Annotated in this window: 16 protein-coding genes; all 16 read right to left on the bottom strand. The window is 36.3% G+C overall.

All coding sequences use genetic code 11. The annotated features are described in order from the left end of the window. Nucleotides 1–3,616: Rib/alpha-like domain-containing protein (locus tag ACQV2Q_RS08545; RefSeq protein WP_428882496.1), on the bottom strand; the 3,616-nt coding region annotated here is incomplete at its 3' end. A gap of 546 nt (nt 3,617–4,162) precedes the next feature. Next, nucleotides 4,163–4,801, bottom strand: coding sequence for a nitroreductase family protein (locus ACQV2Q_RS08540; RefSeq protein WP_428874459.1), 639 nt, complete (start codon nt 4,799–4,801; stop codon nt 4,163–4,165). Nucleotides 4,802–4,815: 14 nt separating this feature from the next. Beyond that, on the bottom strand, nt 4,816–5,223 hold the full coding sequence (locus tag ACQV2Q_RS08535) for a MarR family winged helix-turn-helix transcriptional regulator (RefSeq protein ID WP_428874458.1): 408 nt from the start codon (nt 5,221–5,223) through the stop codon (nt 4,816–4,818). Between the two features lie 148 nt (nt 5,224–5,371). Next, complete coding sequence (eno, locus tag ACQV2Q_RS08530; protein ID WP_428882495.1) at nt 5,372–6,676, bottom strand: phosphopyruvate hydratase; 1,305 nt, start codon at nt 6,674–6,676, stop codon at nt 5,372–5,374. 87 nt (nt 6,677–6,763) lie between these two features. Beyond that, a complete protein-coding gene (gpmI, locus tag ACQV2Q_RS08525) occupies nt 6,764–8,281 on the bottom strand; it encodes a 2,3-bisphosphoglycerate-independent phosphoglycerate mutase (RefSeq protein WP_428874456.1) in 1,518 nt (505 codons plus the stop codon). Beyond that, nucleotides 8,281–9,039 (bottom strand): triose-phosphate isomerase, encoded by a 759-nt coding sequence (gene tpiA, locus ACQV2Q_RS08520; RefSeq protein WP_428882494.1) that lies wholly within the window; start codon nt 9,037–9,039, stop codon nt 8,281–8,283. Before tpiA ends, gpmI begins: the two co-directional genes overlap by 1 nt. 18 nt (nt 9,040–9,057) lie before the next feature. Continuing rightward, complete coding sequence (locus tag ACQV2Q_RS08515; protein WP_428882492.1) at nt 9,058–10,254, bottom strand: phosphoglycerate kinase; 1,197 nt, start codon at nt 10,252–10,254, stop codon at nt 9,058–9,060. Nucleotides 10,255–10,318: 64 nt separating this feature from the next. Beyond that, complete coding sequence (gene gap, locus ACQV2Q_RS08510) at nt 10,319–11,317, bottom strand: type I glyceraldehyde-3-phosphate dehydrogenase (RefSeq protein ID WP_428874453.1); 999 nt, start codon at nt 11,315–11,317, stop codon at nt 10,319–10,321. 26 nt (nt 11,318–11,343) lie between these two features. After that, a complete protein-coding gene (locus tag ACQV2Q_RS08505; protein WP_428874452.1) occupies nt 11,344–12,384 on the bottom strand; it encodes a sugar-binding transcriptional regulator in 1,041 nt (346 codons plus the stop codon). 285 nt (nt 12,385–12,669) lie between these two features. Continuing rightward, complete coding sequence (locus ACQV2Q_RS08500; RefSeq protein WP_428874451.1) at nt 12,670–13,317, bottom strand: SdpI family protein; 648 nt, start codon at nt 13,315–13,317, stop codon at nt 12,670–12,672. Nucleotides 13,318–13,330: 13 nt separating this feature from the next. Then, nucleotides 13,331–13,591, bottom strand: coding sequence for an autorepressor SdpR family transcription factor (locus ACQV2Q_RS08495; RefSeq protein ID WP_428874450.1), 261 nt, complete (start codon nt 13,589–13,591; stop codon nt 13,331–13,333). 158 nt (nt 13,592–13,749) lie between these two features. Next, a complete protein-coding gene (gene clpP / locus ACQV2Q_RS08490; RefSeq protein ID WP_428875452.1) occupies nt 13,750–14,358 on the bottom strand; it encodes an ATP-dependent Clp endopeptidase proteolytic subunit ClpP in 609 nt (202 codons plus the stop codon). Between the two features lie 113 nt (nt 14,359–14,471). After that, on the bottom strand, nt 14,472–15,443 hold the full coding sequence (locus tag ACQV2Q_RS08485) for a sensor histidine kinase (RefSeq protein ID WP_428882491.1): 972 nt from the start codon (nt 15,441–15,443) through the stop codon (nt 14,472–14,474). 23 nt (nt 15,444–15,466) lie between these two features. Continuing rightward, a complete protein-coding gene (locus ACQV2Q_RS08480) occupies nt 15,467–16,336 on the bottom strand; it encodes a hypothetical protein (RefSeq protein WP_428874447.1) in 870 nt (289 codons plus the stop codon). Continuing rightward, nucleotides 16,329–17,252 carry an ATP-binding cassette domain-containing protein gene (locus tag ACQV2Q_RS08475; protein WP_428882490.1) on the bottom strand — a complete coding sequence of 308 codons (924 nt, stop codon included), beginning with the start codon at nt 17,250–17,252 and terminating at the stop codon, nt 16,329–16,331. The genes ACQV2Q_RS08480 and ACQV2Q_RS08475 overlap by 8 nt, the downstream gene beginning before the upstream one ends. A 141-nt stretch (nt 17,253–17,393) precedes the next feature. Next, nucleotides 17,394–18,092, bottom strand: a complete 699-nt coding sequence (locus tag ACQV2Q_RS08470; protein ID WP_428874445.1) for a response regulator transcription factor — start codon at nt 18,090–18,092, stop codon at nt 17,394–17,396. Nucleotides 18,093–18,512 lie beyond the last annotated feature (420 nt).

Below are 18,512 nucleotides of genomic sequence, written 5' to 3'. Positions count from 1 at the left end.
CTGGTGTGCTTGGATCAATTTGTCCTGCCGGTGTCACATCCTTAAAGCTTGGTACACCTGGATTGGCTGGGTCTACGACATAGTCTGGAACCGTGACATTATCGGTTAAATCAACGATGCCATCTACTTCTACGATCTCTGGCTTAACCGTTGGATCGTAATCTTCTTTTTGAGGGATCTCTGGCGCAGTCACCGTCACCGGTACCTGGATGATTTCCATTGATCCATCTGGATAAGTCACTTTAACAAGTCCAATATAGCCGCCAGGTGTTGTATTATCGATGGTTCCAGCTGGAGTCACATCTTCAAAAATTATATCTCCAGGATATTTTGGATTCACTACATAATCTGGAATGCTAACATTATCTAATAAATCGGGTGTTCCTCCTATCCCAATAATTTCAGGAGTTACTTGAGGAACGAAAACATCTGCTTGTGAAGCTTCCGGAGTTTTTACGGTAACAGGTACATCAACAATTTCGGATGTTCCGTCTGGATAAGTTACTCTAACTTTACCTGTATATTCTCCAGGAGTTGTATTATCAATCACTCCATCTGGCGTCACATCCTCAAAAGTAGGGACACCTGGATATTTTGAATCTTGAATATATGAAGGAACAGTCACATTATCTATTAAATTAGGAGTTTGTCCAATTTCAATTACTTCTGGTACCACCATTGGATCATATACATCGGATTTTTTATCGATTACAGTCACTGGCACATCAACAATTTCAAATGTATCATCTGGATAAGTCACTTTAACTTTACCCGTATATTCTCCAGGAGTTGTATTATCAATCACTCCATCTGGCGTCACATCCTCAAAAAGAGGGACACCGCTATGCTTTGGATCCTGCACATAGTTTGGAACAGTTACGTTATCTGCTAAATCAATCGTATCTCCTACTTTAATTATCTCCGGAGTTACATTCGGTTCATAAATTGAATCATGAGGAACGTCTACAGCGGTTACCACTACAGGTACTTGAATAGTTTCAGAACTTCCGTCTTGGTAGGTTACTTTGACCGTACCCGTATATTCCCCAGGTTTTGTATTATCTATCGAACCGAAAGGAGTAATATCCTCAAATGTTGGTTTTCCATCATAGTTAGGAACAGTCACATTATCGATTAAGTTAACTGTTTCTCCCACTTTGATATTCTCAACAGTTGCAACGGGAGCAAATGTATCTGCTTCATTTTTTAACCTCGCATAAAAATTATCAATCGCTATTATATTTCCCGTATTTACTGTTTCTAATTGAGCAATATACATTGTTTCTCGTGGCAAATTAGCAGGTACATCAAATGCTTGATCTGGGAAAACTCCATTTGCTGCAACAGTAAAAGGGGTTCCTTCAAGAACTAATTTTGGAGATTTCGTAGGATCTTCAGGAACTTCATACCAACGAACGATATACTCAACATCAGGCACAGCTCCAGTAACAACAGCATTCGCTTTATTGCCAGGTGCTGCATAATTATCGGTTGAATCATAATTAGTAATGTCTATTGTTGGAATAGTATTTCTTAGTACAAATTGGAAACCAGCTCCTTTGAATTCATCCCTTCCAGAAGAATTCGTTTGAGAATATAACAAAGCTGTTGTCGGCTTGCTTGAAGTCGAGAAGTCCCTAAATTCAGAATCATATCTTGAAACGAGGATAAAGTCAGATGCATCAAGACCCCCTGTGTCGTATTTAAGGTTTTTCCCATTATAGAATTGTCCATCTAAAGTGGAGTTAGAAAAAACAGAAACTTCTTTACCAAACTGATTTCCTTGCGAATCAGCTACCGACATATTCATGATCACTTGATGCCATAGAGACGCATTTTTTCTTTGCTTAATTCCTAACATCTCTCTTACATTAGCTATATCGAACTTAAAATCACCAAATTGATTGGTCTTTGTCTTATAGGTAACCTTATTATTAGGATTCAAAACATCTTGGATAGTTAGATAAACCGTCATATCCTCAGCAAATTTATCACCTGTTTTTTCTTCATAGGCTGGATATTGTGAGGTGATTCCTGGTGCATAATCTGCCTCCCAATAAACATTTCCTACAATTGTCTTATCATTAGCGTAATTTGCATGATTGATATCCCCTACTAATTTATCAATTTCGACTACTTTTTCTTTATTATGCTGAGTCAATTGATCTTTAGGTTGTAAAACGACAGCAACATCTTGAATCTGCATCGTTGCCACATCTTGAAGAATTGGTGTCCATATACCATTAATTCCCTGACTATAACCTCCCCATTGTCCAGGGTTACCATTACTTGTTTGAACATTATCATACTTATTATTGACTAACCAATCTTGATCTGCCCAAATTCGATATTTAAAAGCTGAATATAATACAGTTTCTAACTGCTTACCAAGAAATTCGTGGTCCGTTGTTGTTCCATCAGGATTGACCACTTTAAATATCCCTGGATTCACTGCAAAATAACCATTATCATTGGATTTAAATGTATAAATAGGTGACAAAGTACCATCTCTATCCATCCATTGCATATATAAAGGTACGTTCCCAACTAGATAGTCTTGATTATTAATCAAATGTTTGTCATTAACCTGATGGTTATCTTGGGATTTAATGAGTTCTTTATCCCCATCATATATCCCTGTATTTCCTGCATTATCTACGTAAGTTCTACCATTTAAATGGTGTTTTAGATATTTGAGATTAAATTCTCCATCTAACATTTTGTTTTCAATACTGATCACATTCTGATCAGCAGGTAAAAGATTCGCTAAAGTAGCAAAAGATTCCGGAGCAGATAAAGCTTTATCTTGAGGTGCATTAATTGATGTCGCCTCTGAATTAGAGGTTCTACTTTCATTCGCTAATGTTTCATTTTCTATACTAGTTGTTATTTCTTCTAAACTAGTTTTATTCGCTTCTAAGTTTGTAGCTTTTTCTTCTTTTATAGACGCTACTATAGACTTAGCCTTATTTGCTGAGATTTCCGCTTCTTTTGCTGAGATTTTCGCTTCTTTTGCTAATGCTAAAGCTTTTGTAGTTCCAGCAATATTTGCTGCCTCGATGGCTATCCCTGCTTCTGCCTTAGCATTATTTAAAGCTGAAATAGCTTCGTTCGCTGCGGTTTCTGCTTCTATAACACTCGTCGCTTCAGAAGCTTTTTCGGCAGCATTAGAAGCTTCTTTTGCAGCCAAAGCAGCTTCTAATGCTGCATTTTTAGCGGTATTTTCCGCTTCTAATTCATCATTTGAAAGTTCATTTAATGTGGTATCATCACCTGTGACTGTTGCTTCCTCTGAGGTCATAACTTCTTCAGTGGTAACTAGTTCTTCATTAGTTATCTTATCTTCTGAACTATTTGTTAATTCAGAAGTGACTACTTCGTTTAAATCGTTTTGTTCGTTTAATGAATTATCTGCTGTTTCTTCTGTCGTCGCGCTTGTTGAGGTTTCTTCTGTAATATTTTGTGCATAAACACTATCTTGACCTACACCTGCAAATATGAAAAAAGATGCGATTAAAACAGAACAAGATCCAAATGCAAACTTTCTTATTGCATATTTGTTATCTTTATTAGAAAACTTCCTCTGTTTCAAAAATTTATTATTCTTACCGACCACAATATCACTCCTAAAAAAAATTTAATATTGCGACATCTTTTCTAAAGTATAGCGACAATACTATAAGAACATATTATAATATTCGCTTGATTTAGTCAAACAAATGCTATATAATTATTATTATATTTATAAATAGGTTGTATTATATATCAATTTAAAGTAAAAAAATTATGGCTACCTCATTCCTTTATATTTATGTAATAAGTTGGGAGTTTTACACATCTTTTCTATACTAAGTTTTTTAAAAGGGTTGCCTTACAATAAAGTTCATATCCAAGTATTATTTTTCTGAACTTCTATGTTTATCCTATATGTAATCTGATCCTAAGCAGATCGATCTTCAATTCAACTTTATAACAATAATAGTATTATCTATATTTTTTAAACGTGGTTGAGAATCACAGTAATGCGTTTAATATCTTTCATTTTTATAATTATTACTTGTTAATAATAAAACTTAAAACGCCTCCTCTAGCGATGCCAATAAGCATCGCTAGAGGAGGCGTTTAACTTTAATTTATAAATTCTTTAAGTTTTTAGCGTTTCTTATTTAAATTCTGTAATTTTTTCAGCGGCTAAGCGTACGGATGGATAACCAGAATCTTTAGCCTTTCCAATTGATAGGATCATTACCGGTACATAGCGTTCTTTGTCGAGACCGAAAGCTTCAGCCAATAAGTCCTCTTCAAAACCACCGATTGCATTGGTATCATAACCATGAGAACGAGCCACTAACATTAATTGCATGGCTGCCAAACTTGAATCAATTTTCACAACATCATTCATTTTTTGTTTAGAAAAGCTTTTATAATAAGGAATAATGACAGATAATTGTTGATCTCTCGTTTCAGCAGGCATTTTACCTTCCTCGACTGCTTGATTGTAGATTTCTTCACCGAGTTCATAACACTGCATATCGCCAAATATTAATATCATAGCAGATGAAGTGTCATTTTGCAGCGTATTAAAACGAATAAGTGGTTTTAATTTGGCTTTTTGCTCTTGGCTTTCAACCACCACAAACCTCCATGGTTGCATATTGACGGATGAAGGAGCTGTGGTAGCTTCTTGAATCATTTCAAGCATTTCTTCCTGACTTATTTTATACTTCTCATCATAAGCACGAATTGACTTTCTTCCATAAGTAATTTCTGAAAAATTATTAGTGACTAAGTGGTTGGACATATTATTCTCCTTTTCTATTGTATTAATTTGGTTAATAATTCGATCAATCGCTGTGTTTCATCTTTAGATAGGGGTAAAATCCTCTGTTGCTCAGATTGACAATGACTCTGCTGGCAACGATTCAAATCATTTAACGCCTTATCGGTAATTGTTACGAGCACTTCACGATTATTTTCTTTATTTCTTTTGCGGATCACATATTTTTTTCCTTCAAGAATTCTTAAATGTCTTGTAACAGCTGCACGATCTATCTTTAATTCCTTTTGTAGACGAGTTTGGCAACAAGGACCATGCTCTTTTAAAAACATCATTAATTCAAAGCGCGTTATACTAAATGACGTTTCTTTTTCAAATTTACTAATTAACTCCTGGTTAACTAGTTTTAATTGATAAAATAATCTACTTACTTCTCTTAGACTCACCAAACCCTCCCTCTTTCATTTCATAAATCAACAGTTGACTCGTCAATTATAAAGTGTTTTGTTTGTTTTTTAAAATAAAATGCTCCTTTATTAACCAAAAAAACGCTCTCTAAATTCTTAGAGAGCGCTTTAATCTATTCTGTCAATCTTATTTGAAATCTTTTAAATTATAGAAAACTTTTTTGCCATTATATTGTGCTAATTCACTTAATTCATCTTCAATCCGCAATAATTGATTATATTTGGCCATACGGTCTGTACGTGATAAAGACCCTGTCTTAATTTGACCCGCATTGGTTGCTACTGCAATATCCGCAATAGTGGAGTCTTCCGTTTCACCTGAACGGTGAGAAATGACTGCTGTGTACCCTGCACGCTTAGCCATTTCAATCGCATCAAATGTCTCAGTTAGTGTCCCAATTTGATTCACTTTGATTAAAATGGAATTCCCCACACTTTCTTCAATACCACGTGAAAGAATTTCAGTGTTGGTCACAAATAGATCATCTCCAACTAATTGGACTTTGTCACCTAAACGTTCAGTTAGTAACTTCCAACCCTCCCAGTCATTTTCATCCATACCATCTTCAATGGAAATGATTGGATATTTATTCACTAACTCTTCAAGGTAGTCAACTTGTTCTTGGGCTGAGCGTTTTTTACCGCCTTCTCCTTCAAATTTGGCATAATCATAAACACCCTCTACGTAAAATTCTGAAGCGGCACAGTCAAAGCCTAAGAAGATATCTTGACCGGGTTTGTAGCCAGCTTTCTCAATCGCTTTAAGAATGGTCTCTACACCGTCTTCCGTTCCTTCAAAGCGAGGCGCAAAACCACCCTCGTCACCTACTGATGTTTCTAACCCACGTTCCTTGAGAATTGATTTTAGCGCATGGAAAACTTCAGCGCCCCAACGTAACGCTTCTTTAAAGTTTTCAGCCCCAACAGGTAAAATCATAAACTCTTGGAAAGCAATCGGAGCATCCGAGTGTGAGCCACCATTAACAATATTCATCATTGGTACTGGTAACTCTTTGGTATTGAATCCACCTAAGTATTGGTATAAAGGTATTTCTAAATAATCAGCAGCTGCACGTGCCACAGCAATAGATACGCCTAAGATAGCGTTTGCTCCGAGTTTTCCTTTATTCGGTGTGCCATCCATTTCAATCATCATTTGATCAATAGCTTGTTGTTGCAATACATCAAACCCTAATAAGGCTTCGGCTAAAAAGTGGTTAACGTTATCAACGGCTTGGCTAACTCCTTTGCCACCATAGCGTGTTGCATCTCCATCACGTAATTCTACTGCTTCATGTTCTCCAGTAGATGCTCCTGAAGGGACCATTCCGCGTCCAAAGGCACCACTTTCGGTATAAACTTCTACTTCAATTGTTGGGTTTCCTCTTGAGTCAAGAACTTCACGTGCGTAAACATCTGTAATATAAGGCATTTTATTCGCTCCTTTTGTTGGATTGAAACGGTTAAACGTCTCAATCTTATTCTATTGTTTTAGTAAATTAAATTCAATGAATTGCCATTAATGCTTAATTAAACTTTGGCTAGTCATCTCACTTGGTTGGTCAATTTTTAAAAGGTCAAGCATAGTAGGTGCTAAATCAGATAGTATGCCACCTTCTCTTAACGAGATTCCTTCTTTCGTAACAATCACTGGTACAGGATTGGTAGTATGAGCAGTCATAGGTTTACCTTCTAACGTAATGACTTCATCTGAATTGCCGTGATCGGCTGTAATGATTGCAACACCTTCTTTTTCTAAAATCAAATCGACAATTTGACCGAGGCACTCATCGACCGCTTCAATAGCTTTGACGGTTGGCTCTAACATACCTGAATGACCAACCATATCCGGATTAGCAAAATTAAGAATGATTGCATCAATCGTATCTTCATTAATTTTATCTATCAATGCGTCCTTGACTTCGTAAGCGGACATTTCAGGTTTTAAGTCATAAGTAGCTACTTTAGGAGAAGGAATTAAAATACGTTCTTCTCCCGGAAACGTTTCATGACGGCCACCTGACATAAAGAAAGTGACATGAGGAAACTTCTCAGTTTCTGCAATACGTAACTGCGTTTTGCCTGCTTTCGCTATCGCTTCGCCAATCGTATTCACTAAATCAACTTTCTTGAAAGCGATTTCTGCTAGAACATCTTTTGAATATTTAGTAAATGTTACAAATTGTAAGTTTTCTGGTCGATTCGATGTGTCAAAGCCGTCAAAAGCCGGATTACTTAAAGCTGTTGATAGTTGAATCGCACGATCAGGTCGGAAATTATAATAAATAAGGCTATCGCCTTCTTTAATGTGTCCTTCTGGATCCACCACAAAAGGTTGAACAAATTCATCATATACTTCTTGATCATAAGAAGCCTGAACTCCTGCTTCAGCAGAGGCATATTGCGGTCCTTGGCCACTAACTAAGGCATCATAGGCTAATTTAACGCGGTCCCAACGCTTATCACGGTCCATTGCATAGTAGCGTCCAGAGACTGTTGCAATTTCACCAATTCCTTTTTCTTTAATAAAACTTTCTGTATCTCTTATAAAATCTATTCCGGATTGAGGTCCAACATCACGTCCATCTAGAAAAGCGTGAATATACACTTTGTTTAAATCCATTTCTTTAGCTAACTCAATTAAACCGAAGAGATGATTGATATGTGAATGAACCCCACCGTCAGAAAGTAAGCCCATTAAATGCAATGCTCCATTATTTTGCTTAGCGTGCTCGATGGCCTTGGTGAGTTCAGGAATCTTTTTTATACTACCCTCTTGAATGGACTTATTTATTCGCGTCAAGGATTGATAGACAATTCTTCCAGCCCCAATATTCATATGTCCTACTTCAGAATTCCCCATTTGACCTTCTGGTAAACCAACATTTTCCCCTTCTGCTCTGAGTTGTTGATGGGGAAATTGCTGCCAATAACGATCAAAGTTGGGTTTATGCGCCGCCTTAACGGCATTCCCATAAGTCTCCTCGCGAATACCAAAGCCATCTAAAATAATTAAAGCAATAGGTGCTTTTCCCATTATTTAACCGCCTCCAATAAAGCTAAGAATGATTCAGGTTGTAGGCTCGCTCCGCCTACTAATGCTCCGTCTACATCTGGACAAGCTAGGTACTCTGCAATATTATCAGGTTTAACTGACCCGCCATATTGAATACGTACTTGATCAGCTACCTCTTGGTTAAAGTTTTCTGTTACTACTTGACGAATCGCATAACACATCTTTTGGGCATCATCTTTTGTTGCTGATTTACCCGTCCCAATTGCCCAAATTGGTTCATACGCAATTACCAATGATTGTACTTGACCTTCCGTTAAATCTTTTAAAGCTGCCGTTATTTGTTGGCCTACAAATTCCTCAGCATTTCCTGCTTCGTAGGTTTCGAGCGTTTCTCCGCAACAAATAATCGGCTTCATTCCATTACGAAAGATAGCATGAGCTTTTTGATTAATTTCTTCATTGCTTTCATGAAAATATTGACGACGCTCAGAATGTCCAATGATCACATAATCTACACCTAAAGCCGCTAGCGTTTTGGGACTGATTTCGCCCGTAAAAGCGCCTTCATCTTCCCAAAAACAATTTTGCGCAGCTACTTGTAAATCAGTTCCCTGTACAGCTTCGGTCATAGCTTCTAAGAAAACAGCAGGAGCTCCGATCACTGCATCCACTAAATCATTTGAAGGGATATCTAACTTGACATTTTCAATAAAACCACGTGATTCTTTAGCTGTTTTATTCATTTTCCAGTTTCCGGCAATAATTGGTTTTCGTGACATATTTTTCTCCTTTTCTAACTATAGATTATCAATGGACTCCACGCCTGGTAATTCGGCTCCCTCAAGATAAGATAAGGAGGCTCCTCCACCGGTAGAAATATGCGTGAACTTATCTTCATAACCCAATTGAGTAACAGCTGCAGCAGAATCTCCTCCACCTACAATGGTGGTCGCACTCTCTAAATTAGCAATGGCTTGACAAACTCCCATCGTTCCCTGTGCAAATTTTTCCATTTCAAAAACACCCATTGGCCCATTCCACACTACAGTTTTGGCGCCAGCTAAGGTTTCAGCAAACAAATCAACTGTCTGAGGCCCTATATCCATCCCCATGTAGTCTGTAGGAATTTCTTCAGAAGCTACCACTTTAGTTTCGGCATCCTTGTTAAATTCTTTAGCCACAACATTATCAACCGGTAACACTAATTTATCGCCTGCTTTTTCCATAATTTCTTTAGCGAGTTCGATGCGATCTGGTTCACAAATGGATTGTCCAATTTCGAGGCCTTTTGCCTTGAAAAAGGTATACGCCATACCTCCACCGATAATTACTTTATCAGCTCGATCTAACAAATTCTCAATAACTTTAATCTTATCAGAAACTTTTGCTCCCCCTAATATAGCAACAAAAGGACGTTCCGGCTGATCTACCGCTTCTTTCAAGAATTTCACTTCTTTTTCCATTAAGAAGCCGACCGCTGAATCTAAATGCGCTGCAATACCAACATTCGATGCATGAGAACGATGTGCGGTTCCAAATGCATCATTAACAAATAGATCCCCTAGACTTGCCCAATACTTGCCAAGTTCTGGATCATTCCCAGATTCCTTTTTCCCTTCTACATCTTCAAACCGTGTGTTTTGAACTAACAATACTTGACCCTCTTGCAAATTTTTAACCGCTAATTCTAATTTTTCGCCACGTGTTTCATCAATAAAAACAACCTCTTGTCCTAATATTTCAGATAAACGATTTGCTACAGGATTTAAGTTACGATCTGCTTTATCCAAATCCTCTGCCGATTTGATCTTACCTAGATGTGAAAATAAAACAACCTTGGCTTGATGCTCAATTAAATACTTTATCGTATCTAGAGCAGCTACAATTCGATTATCGTCTGTAATCTTATTACCATCCATCGGAACGTTAAAATCGACACGTACTAATACGATTTTGTTTTCAAGGTTTAAGTCTCTAATAGTTTTTTTAGCCATTCTTCTTCCTCCTTTATGAAAAAAACGGAGAAGCGCGTTTGCTTCCCCGCTAGTGTGGGTCTTATTAATTTAATTCAACAAAATATTCTAAGGTTGAAATCATGTTTGCTGTAAAGCCGTACTCATTATCATACCAAGAGGCTGCCATAACGATTTGATCGTCACCTTCACCCATTACTTTTGTAAGTGTTGAATCAAAAACAGATCCTGCTGGATAACCAATAATGTCTGCAGAAACAATTTCATCTTCTTCATAGACAAAAGCATCTGATTCATATTTCTTCATCGCTGCGTTAACTTCCTCAGCTGTTACTTCTTTGTCTAAGACTGCATATACCTCAGTTAAAGAACCAGTGATTGTTGGAACTCGTAAAGCTGCACCGTCAATTTTACCATTCAATTCAGGAATTACTTTTCCGATTGCTTTAGCAGCTCCAGTGGAAGCAGGAATAATTGAAAATGCTCCTGCACGGTTTTTACGTCCGCCTGGCGAATCTTGTAATTTTTGAGTTGCTGTATAAGCATGAACCGTTACCATTTGGGCAGATTTTAGACCAAATTCTTTATGTAAAACATTGACCATTGGAGCTAAGCAGTTAGTTGTACATGAAGCTGCTGAAACAATCACATCATCAGCTGTTAGAACTTCGTGGTTTACACCATAAACAATTGTCTTCGTTTCAGCTGACTTAGCGGGTGCTGAGATTAGGACACGCTTAGCACCTGCATCGATATGGGCTTGAGCCTTTTCTGCTGAATTGTAAAAACCAGTACATTCTAAGACGAATTCAACCCCTAAATCTTTCCATGGTAACTTCGCTGCATCTGGCTCAGCAAAGGCTTTAATCTCTTTACCATCTACAACAATCACATCACCTTTAGCTTCGACAGAGTATGGAAAACGACCTTGCGCTGAGTCATATTTTAATAAATAAGCTAAATCTTCGTTATCTGTTAAATCATTAATTGCAACAACTTCTAAATCTGAATCCTTTTCTAAAATACGACGTAATGCTAAACGTCCAATACGACCGAAACCATTGATTGCGATTTTTGTTGACATATTGATAATTTCCCCCTTAGGATATTTTATTTAAATTGGGTAACCCCATTTAAAACAGCTTTAGCGAGACTTTTATCACAAATGAGCCAGGTTTGTTTTGGCATCATCTTGTAGAAAGCTCGGGTTGCAGGTGCTTTTTGTTGGCCTGCTACTATGGTTAATAATAACGGAAACTTAATGACATCTTCAAGTTGTAAGCCTAAGCGAGGGATGGAAAAAACAATCTTTCCCTCTGCATCATAAAAAATGCCAAATGCTTCTCCTACCGCTTGACCTTCGAGAAGTATTCTTTCTTGTGGCGGAGTAAGTTTTCTTCGCTTTGACATTACTTGAGCAGCTCCCACACTTAATAAAAGACAGTCCGCTGATCGACTTAAATCAAGCGCTTTTTTAATGGTTGGATCCTTAACAATCTCTTGACTCAACTGATCAGTTAAACGATCTGGAATATACAAGGGAACATAGTCAGCTTGGGTCTCATGAGCCATTATTCCAGCTACCGTATTAGATTGAATATGAAAAGAACCTTCCATACCACCACGGCTAGGCACAAAGGATAATTGTCTGTTTTGCGATAGTTCCTTAGTAAAATGTTGACCCATATTAGCCAAAGTGGACCCTCCCGTAACAGCTACAACCGCTTCTTGCGGTAATTCTTGTCCTAGAATCGTTTGAACTGCTTCAGCAAGCATTTGAAAAACTGTAAAGTCGCTATCTACATCGCCAGCTACTACCCAGCAGTTTTGTATATTTAATTCTTTAGCTAAGGCTGCTTCGTATTCCGGTAAACGGTCCTGCCCCATCCGTAACTGCTGAATGAGATGGCCTACTCTTTGTCCTTCATCCGTAATACGTATCCCCGCACGACTTACATCTACCAGACTTTGATCACGCAATACTTGTAAATTAGTTCTCAAAGTTCGCTCGGACAAATGAATTTGTTTGGCTAACGCTTTACGACCAATTCGTAGTTGATGCTTAGATAAAGCTTTTAAAACATTAAGACGAATGTCTAACATCTCACCAAGTTCTGGTACCACTGTACCTAATTCATCAATCAAATCCATTCCAAGCCTCCTGTTGGTCGCTGAATGACCTTGTTTTATAAAAAGAAGAAAAGCTATTCATCTTTCTTCATAAAACATTCTAACACTGCATGGTTTAAATTACAATGGATATACTTTCTGAATCTGGGCGCTTTATGTCCTTTGAAATCTACTGCTTCATCTTCTAAGCTAATCTTACCCCATTAATTACTATCGATAGTAACTCCATTCGACTTTGTTCAAAAAACAAACAATCTAAATGATGAAAACATACATTTAGATTGCTTATCATAAATAAAAAAATCATTAAAGATGTTGTTTGCGATACAACCAATAGGAAGCTCCAACTACACTCATAGTGCCACCTAACGTGATCAAAGGAACACTCCATTCTTTAATAGTCAACGGCAAGAAGACGGTTAATAAAATAAGGATTCCCATTACAACAAATATTTTTCCAGCTAAACGGTGGGTAAGATACCACACCTTTTCATCAGCTAATGTCCAAGGGGTACGTATGCCCATAAAATAATTAAATTTAATTTTTGGCATATAATTCCCTAAAACAATAAATAGTAGCCCTAAACTTCCTTCTAAATAGGAAGGAATCTGGTTGAGCCAGTTTAAACCATAGGCACCTATAATTATTTGACTGCTAAGTAAATAAATATTCATAGCAAAAATGATTAAATAAAAATGCTTTTCAAAACGTCGATAATTTTCGCGTTTTGGATCAATGCGTTTCAATACTTCTACTAAAAGATTCAGTCCAGCCAATAATGCAGGAAACTTAAAAAGATTTATTTTAGGACCATAATTATCAGCATTCCCTGCCAAATCAAAGTGTGTAGGAATCACTTCGGGTGCTTTTATAAAGAAATAGCCCGCTAGAATAATAGAAACACAAACAAGAACCCAGTTTTTATAGTAATGCCTCGTTAAGTTTTTAGTCATAAAATCCTCTCCTTTATTTTTCTAAATTCATTAACCATTGAATGACTCCATCTAAAACGGAACTATTTAATTCATAATAAATAAACTGTCCCTCTCTTTTATCAATCACTAAATCAGCCTGTTTTAAAATAGAGAGATGTTTAGAAATAGTAGAACCTGCCGATTCAAATTGACGGACAATTTCCCCAGCAGTTAAAGGGCCGGGTCTGAGTAATTCTAAAATTTTACGTCGATTGGGATCACTTAAAGCTTTAAAAAGCAGTTGAACACTCAAATGTTCACCTCCTCATCTTTTTATTTCGATAATTAGCTAAATGTCTAATTATAAGTTTAGCATGTATTTTTAAATTATGCAATGCTGCCTTCATCTAAGGGCACAAAAAAAGTACCAGCGCATTGCTAGTACTTAAAAGATACGGATATTTCCTTTTATTACTTATCTTTCTTAGTCTTTTTATCCTTACGATTGGCCATCACTTCGTCCACTAAGCCATAAGATTTCGCTTCTTCAGCCGTCATAAAATTATCTCGGTCGGTATCCTTTTCAATCACTTCAATAGGTTGACCAGTCGCTTCACTTAAAATTTCATTTAAGCGCGTTCTCGTCTTCAAAATATGGCGTGCAGCAATTTCAATTTCAGTGGCTTGGCCTTGAGCACCACCTAAAGGCTGATGAATCATTACTTCAGCGTTCGGTAAGGCAAAGCGCTTGCCTTTGGTTCCTGCTGCTAATAGGACGGATCCCATTGATGCAGCTAATCCAATCACGATCGTTTGGACGTCCGCTTTGATAAAGTTCATGGTATCATAGATGGCCAAACCAGCCGTAACACTACCTCCTGGTGAATTGATATAAAGGTAGATATCCTTCTCAGGATCTTGAGCATCTAAAAATAATAATTGGGCAATGACTGAGTTAGCCATGTGGTCATCCACTGGACCTGATAACATAATAATTCGATCTTTTAACAAGCGCGAATAAATATCATAAGCGCGTTCACCACGTGATGTTTGTTCTATTACTGTGGGTACTAAATTCATTCTATATCCTCCCTTTAATCTGAGCCTTTCAATTTACTTCAATAGTATAACGGATTAGGTCAAGAATGGTCAAGTTTTATGCTCTTCCATTTTTCCATGAAATCATTCGCTAATTAGATTGGAAGATAGAGATTTATCAATATATCAGACCCTTTTGTTTCCAAATAAATTTGACCGCCTAATTTCTCAATGACTATTTTAATTATATTTAGGCCTAAACCTGTATTTTGTTTTGTTTTCGACTGCTTGTTTTTAGCTTGATAGAAGCGATTCAACCAAGTATTAGGATCTTCATTAATTGGATGTGAAAGTCGATTACAATAAATAATTCTTACGACATTTGCATTACCTGGTAAGACCTCTCGTTTTGTTTGATTTATTAAGTCTTCATGCTTAAGATTTGTTAATTCTTCCTCAATTTTATGGCCCAACAATTTGATTTTTAAATAATCCTTGCCATGATCTAATACATTTTTTACTAAATTATCTAGCGCGTGGTTCAGCAGTCTGACATCCGATGTAATTAAAAAACTACCGTCCGATAAGTCAAGTTCAACTTCAATATTAGCTGTTTTCAACTGATCATAGAAAGACAAAACATGCTGAGTAATAATTTCATTTAAGTTCACTATTTCGTTCTTGTACTCAAATTCTGTATCTTGCAACCTCTCCAATAAGAAAAGCCGATCCAACAAATCTTTTAAATGATCAATTCTTTGATAGATAATTTGAAAATAACGCTGCTTGTCGTTCTCATCCTCGCTGGTTTCCATTAATTGAAGATAACCCATGAGTGAGGTCAAAGGTGTCCTCACATCATGGGAAAGATTAATCATTAATTCTTGCTTTGAACGTTGCTCAATTTGTAATTCTCGATATATATTTCTTTCTTTAATTAATGCCAAGTTTATCCTTTTAACAAGTTCATTCATTTCTGATGAAAAGATCTCTTGTGTCAGTAATTGATTGGTAGGGGATTTACTGATAACTTTTAATTGCTTCGTCAAATCAGAAACTTGGAGCCGATAGTAATAATGATAACCAACTATAGCTAGAATTATCAAAATCAATAAAAAATATATCATTGACGGTCCCTACTTTCTATGCTCTAATGTTCAAACTTAAAGTCTATTCGATAAATATACCACCTATTCAAGAGATAAAGTACCAATAGGTATACAACACCCATACTTACCACTGACATGGCTTGCTCTGAATAATTTGGGCCCATTGACATTAGCTTATTGGAGAATAATTGTTTTGTAAGATCCAAACCAACAATATCCCCTATAAATCCAATGATTTGATTGTGAAAACCTGTTCCCACTAGGCAAGCTAAGACAATGATTGCCGCTTTACTTTGTAGCAATAAACTTAAGGTTACTGTCACCGACATAATAATAAGGTACATAAGAGCTTGTGGCAATAGTAAAGCTAAATGATCTTGCCAATAAATAGGCAACTCTAATTGACCTGTCACACCGGCCATTAGAACTGAAAAAGCAATACAAACAACTTGAAATATGAAGAATATTAACAAGGCGACAAATAATTTAGAAGTCATCCATTTCCATTTCGCCCCTTTAATAGCTAACATATTTTTTAAATAGCCAGAAGAAAAATCACTTTCAATAAAAACAGCTGAAAGTATATAAACAAAAAGAAGGCTCAAACTGTAATTAGCAATTAGACTATCGGAAAAACGATAGGCTTTTTTTTCTTCTTGAATACTTGTTTCGTACTCTTCCTCTGTTAAAATTTCTCCTTCTTGCATCGATTTTATTTCTAACTTAAAATTGCCTTCTTCATTGGTTTCTTTCGAAGTCATTGATAGTTGATAGTCTTCGTAAGATTTGTGTGTTGTTACATAGCCGCCATAAGTTAGTAAAGAGAATATCAACGAAAGGATCAATAACGTAATCCAAGTAGCCTTCATGTGCAACAACTTATAGGAATCAAAGCGAATAAAATTAACCATTGTTGTGACCTCCTGTTAAGCGGATAAAATAATCTTCTAAGCTCGCTCGCTCAACTACCAATTGTTCAAAAAGAATGCCTGAGCGAATTAATTCATGGCTAATGACTGACGGATTATCTAAGTGTTCATATACACGCAGTTCAGAATCGCTCACTTGCTTAATTTGCTGAAGATCTAATTTTTCTTGTAAATGTGCCATTATTTGAGCCTGATCGCCACCCTCAATCCGAATAAAATCTTGATTAATCTGATTTAATTCCTCCATATCTGCTTCTTTTAATAAGGTACCTTCATTAATAATACCAATTCGAGTCGTGAGTTTCGCCAATTCACCCAAAATATGACTAGATATCACAACCGTAATATGACGCTCGCTATTCAATTTAAGAATCGTCTCGCGGAACTCACTAATTCCCTGCGGATCCATTCCGTTGGTAGGTTCATCTAACAACAAAAGATCCGGATCTCCTACTAAAGCTAAAGCAAGACCTAATCGCTGTTTCATACCCAATGAAAATTTTTTAACTTTCTTTTTCTTAACTTGACTAATGGGTAAGCCTACTAAATTCAATAATTCTTCTATATAATTGTCACGGCGAATTCCATACAATTTACATTTTAGTTCCAGGTTTTGCCCAGCTGTGAGTCCCATATAAAGTCCTGGCGCCTCAATTAAAGTGCCAATTCTTACTTGAAAATGGTCATTTTTAGCCATTTCTTGGTCTTGAATCCAAACCTTTCCACTAGTCGGTAGAATCTGACGATTAATGATCTTCATTAAGGTTGTTTTACCAGCTCCATTACGACCAATCAGACCATAGATATCACCCGATTGAACATTCATACTGACATTATTCAATGCAAACTGATTGTTATACGCTTTACATAAATTTTCACTTTTAAGAATGCTTTCCATCATCTTTCCTCCTTTGTTATCTAAATTATAGGCTCCTTCAAAAATATAATGGCAAAGGAAAAACAAAGAAAGTACTAAGAAAAGGTTAAGATAAAAGCATGAAAGAAAATAAAAGAAATTGAAATATTCAATACAATTTAACTACTTTTTATTTTTCAGCGAAATCAAACGGAAACCAATTCCCCAAACCGTTTCAATCCAAGGTCTTTTACTTATTTGGTCTAATTTCTTACGTAAATTTGATACATGAACGGTTAATGTCTTATCATCTGCCAAATAATTTGCCCCCCACGCATATTCATAAATTTCAAGCTTTGAGAAAACCTTCTTTGGTTGACTTAATAATAATTCTAAGATCCTTCTTTCTTGAGGCGTTAAATTTAATTCCTGCCCTTGATAATTAATTGCTTGGGTCTCTAAATCAATCATTAACCCTTCGAAATTCAATCTCTTATTCGATGTTTTTTCCTCTAAACTAGTTTGATAGCGTTTAAGGCATACTTGAATACGAGCTTTTAACTCTTTAAGATCAAATGGCTTCACCAAGTAGTCATCTGCTCCAGCTTGTAAAATTTCTACCTTATCATCAACTTGTTCTTTAGCTGAAATAACAATCACCGGAATGGATTTTTCCCGGCGAATTATTTTGAGTAGGTCTAAACCAGAGAGGCCTGGTAACATTAAATCTAATAGTATTAGATCAAAACTTGATTGCTCGAATAAAAGTTGACCTTCGCTCCCTGAGTAAGCAGGAGTCACTGAATATCCTTCAATTGTTAATGCTTCTACTAACATTTTGCTAATTTGAGTATCATCTTCAACAACTAATATCGATACCATAAGTTCACTCCTTTTTAAATAGTATATCAAAAAACTAAAATATTGGTCTAAAAAAATATAACTGATTCTTTTCCCCATCTACGAGAAAGATATATTTCGAAAGATCATCCAAATTAAAAATACATTCCATATAAACTGAAAAATTATATTTAAAAAAAGCTTAACTTGATTTAAAAAGATTCTATAATAAATAGGGTTAATGGAAGAAAAACACTTCCTTCCACCCTATTTTTTGGTACATAAAAACACAGAAGTCCGATCTACTAAAAGTGGTAACTAAAATAGAAAGGACTCTGTGCCAGGACTCATGATATACGAACATTACTCACTATAAAAGACCTTAACGTAAAATTATCTGATAATTATGTGGAAAATATCTAAAATAAGCTTCACATAAAGCGTACACTGACCTATCCTGTT

This window comes from Facklamia sp. P12950 (genome assembly GCF_050409465.1).
GTDB lineage: Bacteria > Bacillota > Bacilli > Lactobacillales > Aerococcaceae > Facklamia.
Note: the sequence above shows the minus strand (reverse complement) of the source record. Positions and strands in the feature narration are given on the sequence as shown.

What these genes read in the sequence shown, in the direction of transcription:
- ACQV2Q_RS08475 (WP_428882490.1), bottom strand. Translation starts at nt 17,252, where the DNA reads ATGGAAAGCATTCTTAAAAGTGAAAATTTATGTAAAGCGTATAACAAT.
- gpmI (WP_428874456.1), bottom strand. Translation starts at nt 8,281, where the DNA reads ATGGGAAAAGCACCTATTGCTTTAATTATTTTAGATGGCTTTGGTATT.
- clpP (WP_428875452.1), bottom strand. Translation starts at nt 14,358, where the DNA reads ATGAATTTAGTACCCACAGTAATAGAACAAACATCACGTGGTGAACGC.
- eno (WP_428882495.1), bottom strand. Translation starts at nt 6,676, where the DNA reads ATGCCTTATATTACAGATGTTTACGCACGTGAAGTTCTTGACTCAAGA.
- ACQV2Q_RS08485 (WP_428882491.1), bottom strand. Translation starts at nt 15,443, where the DNA reads ATGATATATTTTTTATTGATTTTGATAATTCTAGCTATAGTTGGTTAT.
- ACQV2Q_RS08515 (WP_428882492.1), bottom strand. Translation starts at nt 10,254, where the DNA reads ATGGCTAAAAAAACTATTAGAGACTTAAACCTTGAAAACAAAATCGTA.
- tpiA (WP_428882494.1), bottom strand. Translation starts at nt 9,039, where the DNA reads ATGTCACGAAAACCAATTATTGCCGGAAACTGGAAAATGAATAAAACA.
- ACQV2Q_RS08540 (WP_428874459.1), bottom strand. Translation starts at nt 4,801, where the DNA reads ATGTCCAACCACTTAGTCACTAATAATTTTTCAGAAATTACTTATGGA.
- gap (WP_428874453.1), bottom strand. Translation starts at nt 11,317, where the DNA reads ATGTCAACAAAAATCGCAATCAATGGTTTCGGTCGTATTGGACGTTTA.
- ACQV2Q_RS08500 (WP_428874451.1), bottom strand. Translation starts at nt 13,317, where the DNA reads ATGACTAAAAACTTAACGAGGCATTACTATAAAAACTGGGTTCTTGTT.
- ACQV2Q_RS08480 (WP_428874447.1), bottom strand. Translation starts at nt 16,336, where the DNA reads ATGGTTAATTTTATTCGCTTTGATTCCTATAAGTTGTTGCACATGAAG.
- ACQV2Q_RS08505 (WP_428874452.1), bottom strand. Translation starts at nt 12,384, where the DNA reads ATGGATTTGATTGATGAATTAGGTACAGTGGTACCAGAACTTGGTGAG.
- ACQV2Q_RS08470 (WP_428874445.1), bottom strand. Translation starts at nt 18,092, where the DNA reads ATGGTATCGATATTAGTTGTTGAAGATGATACTCAAATTAGCAAAATG.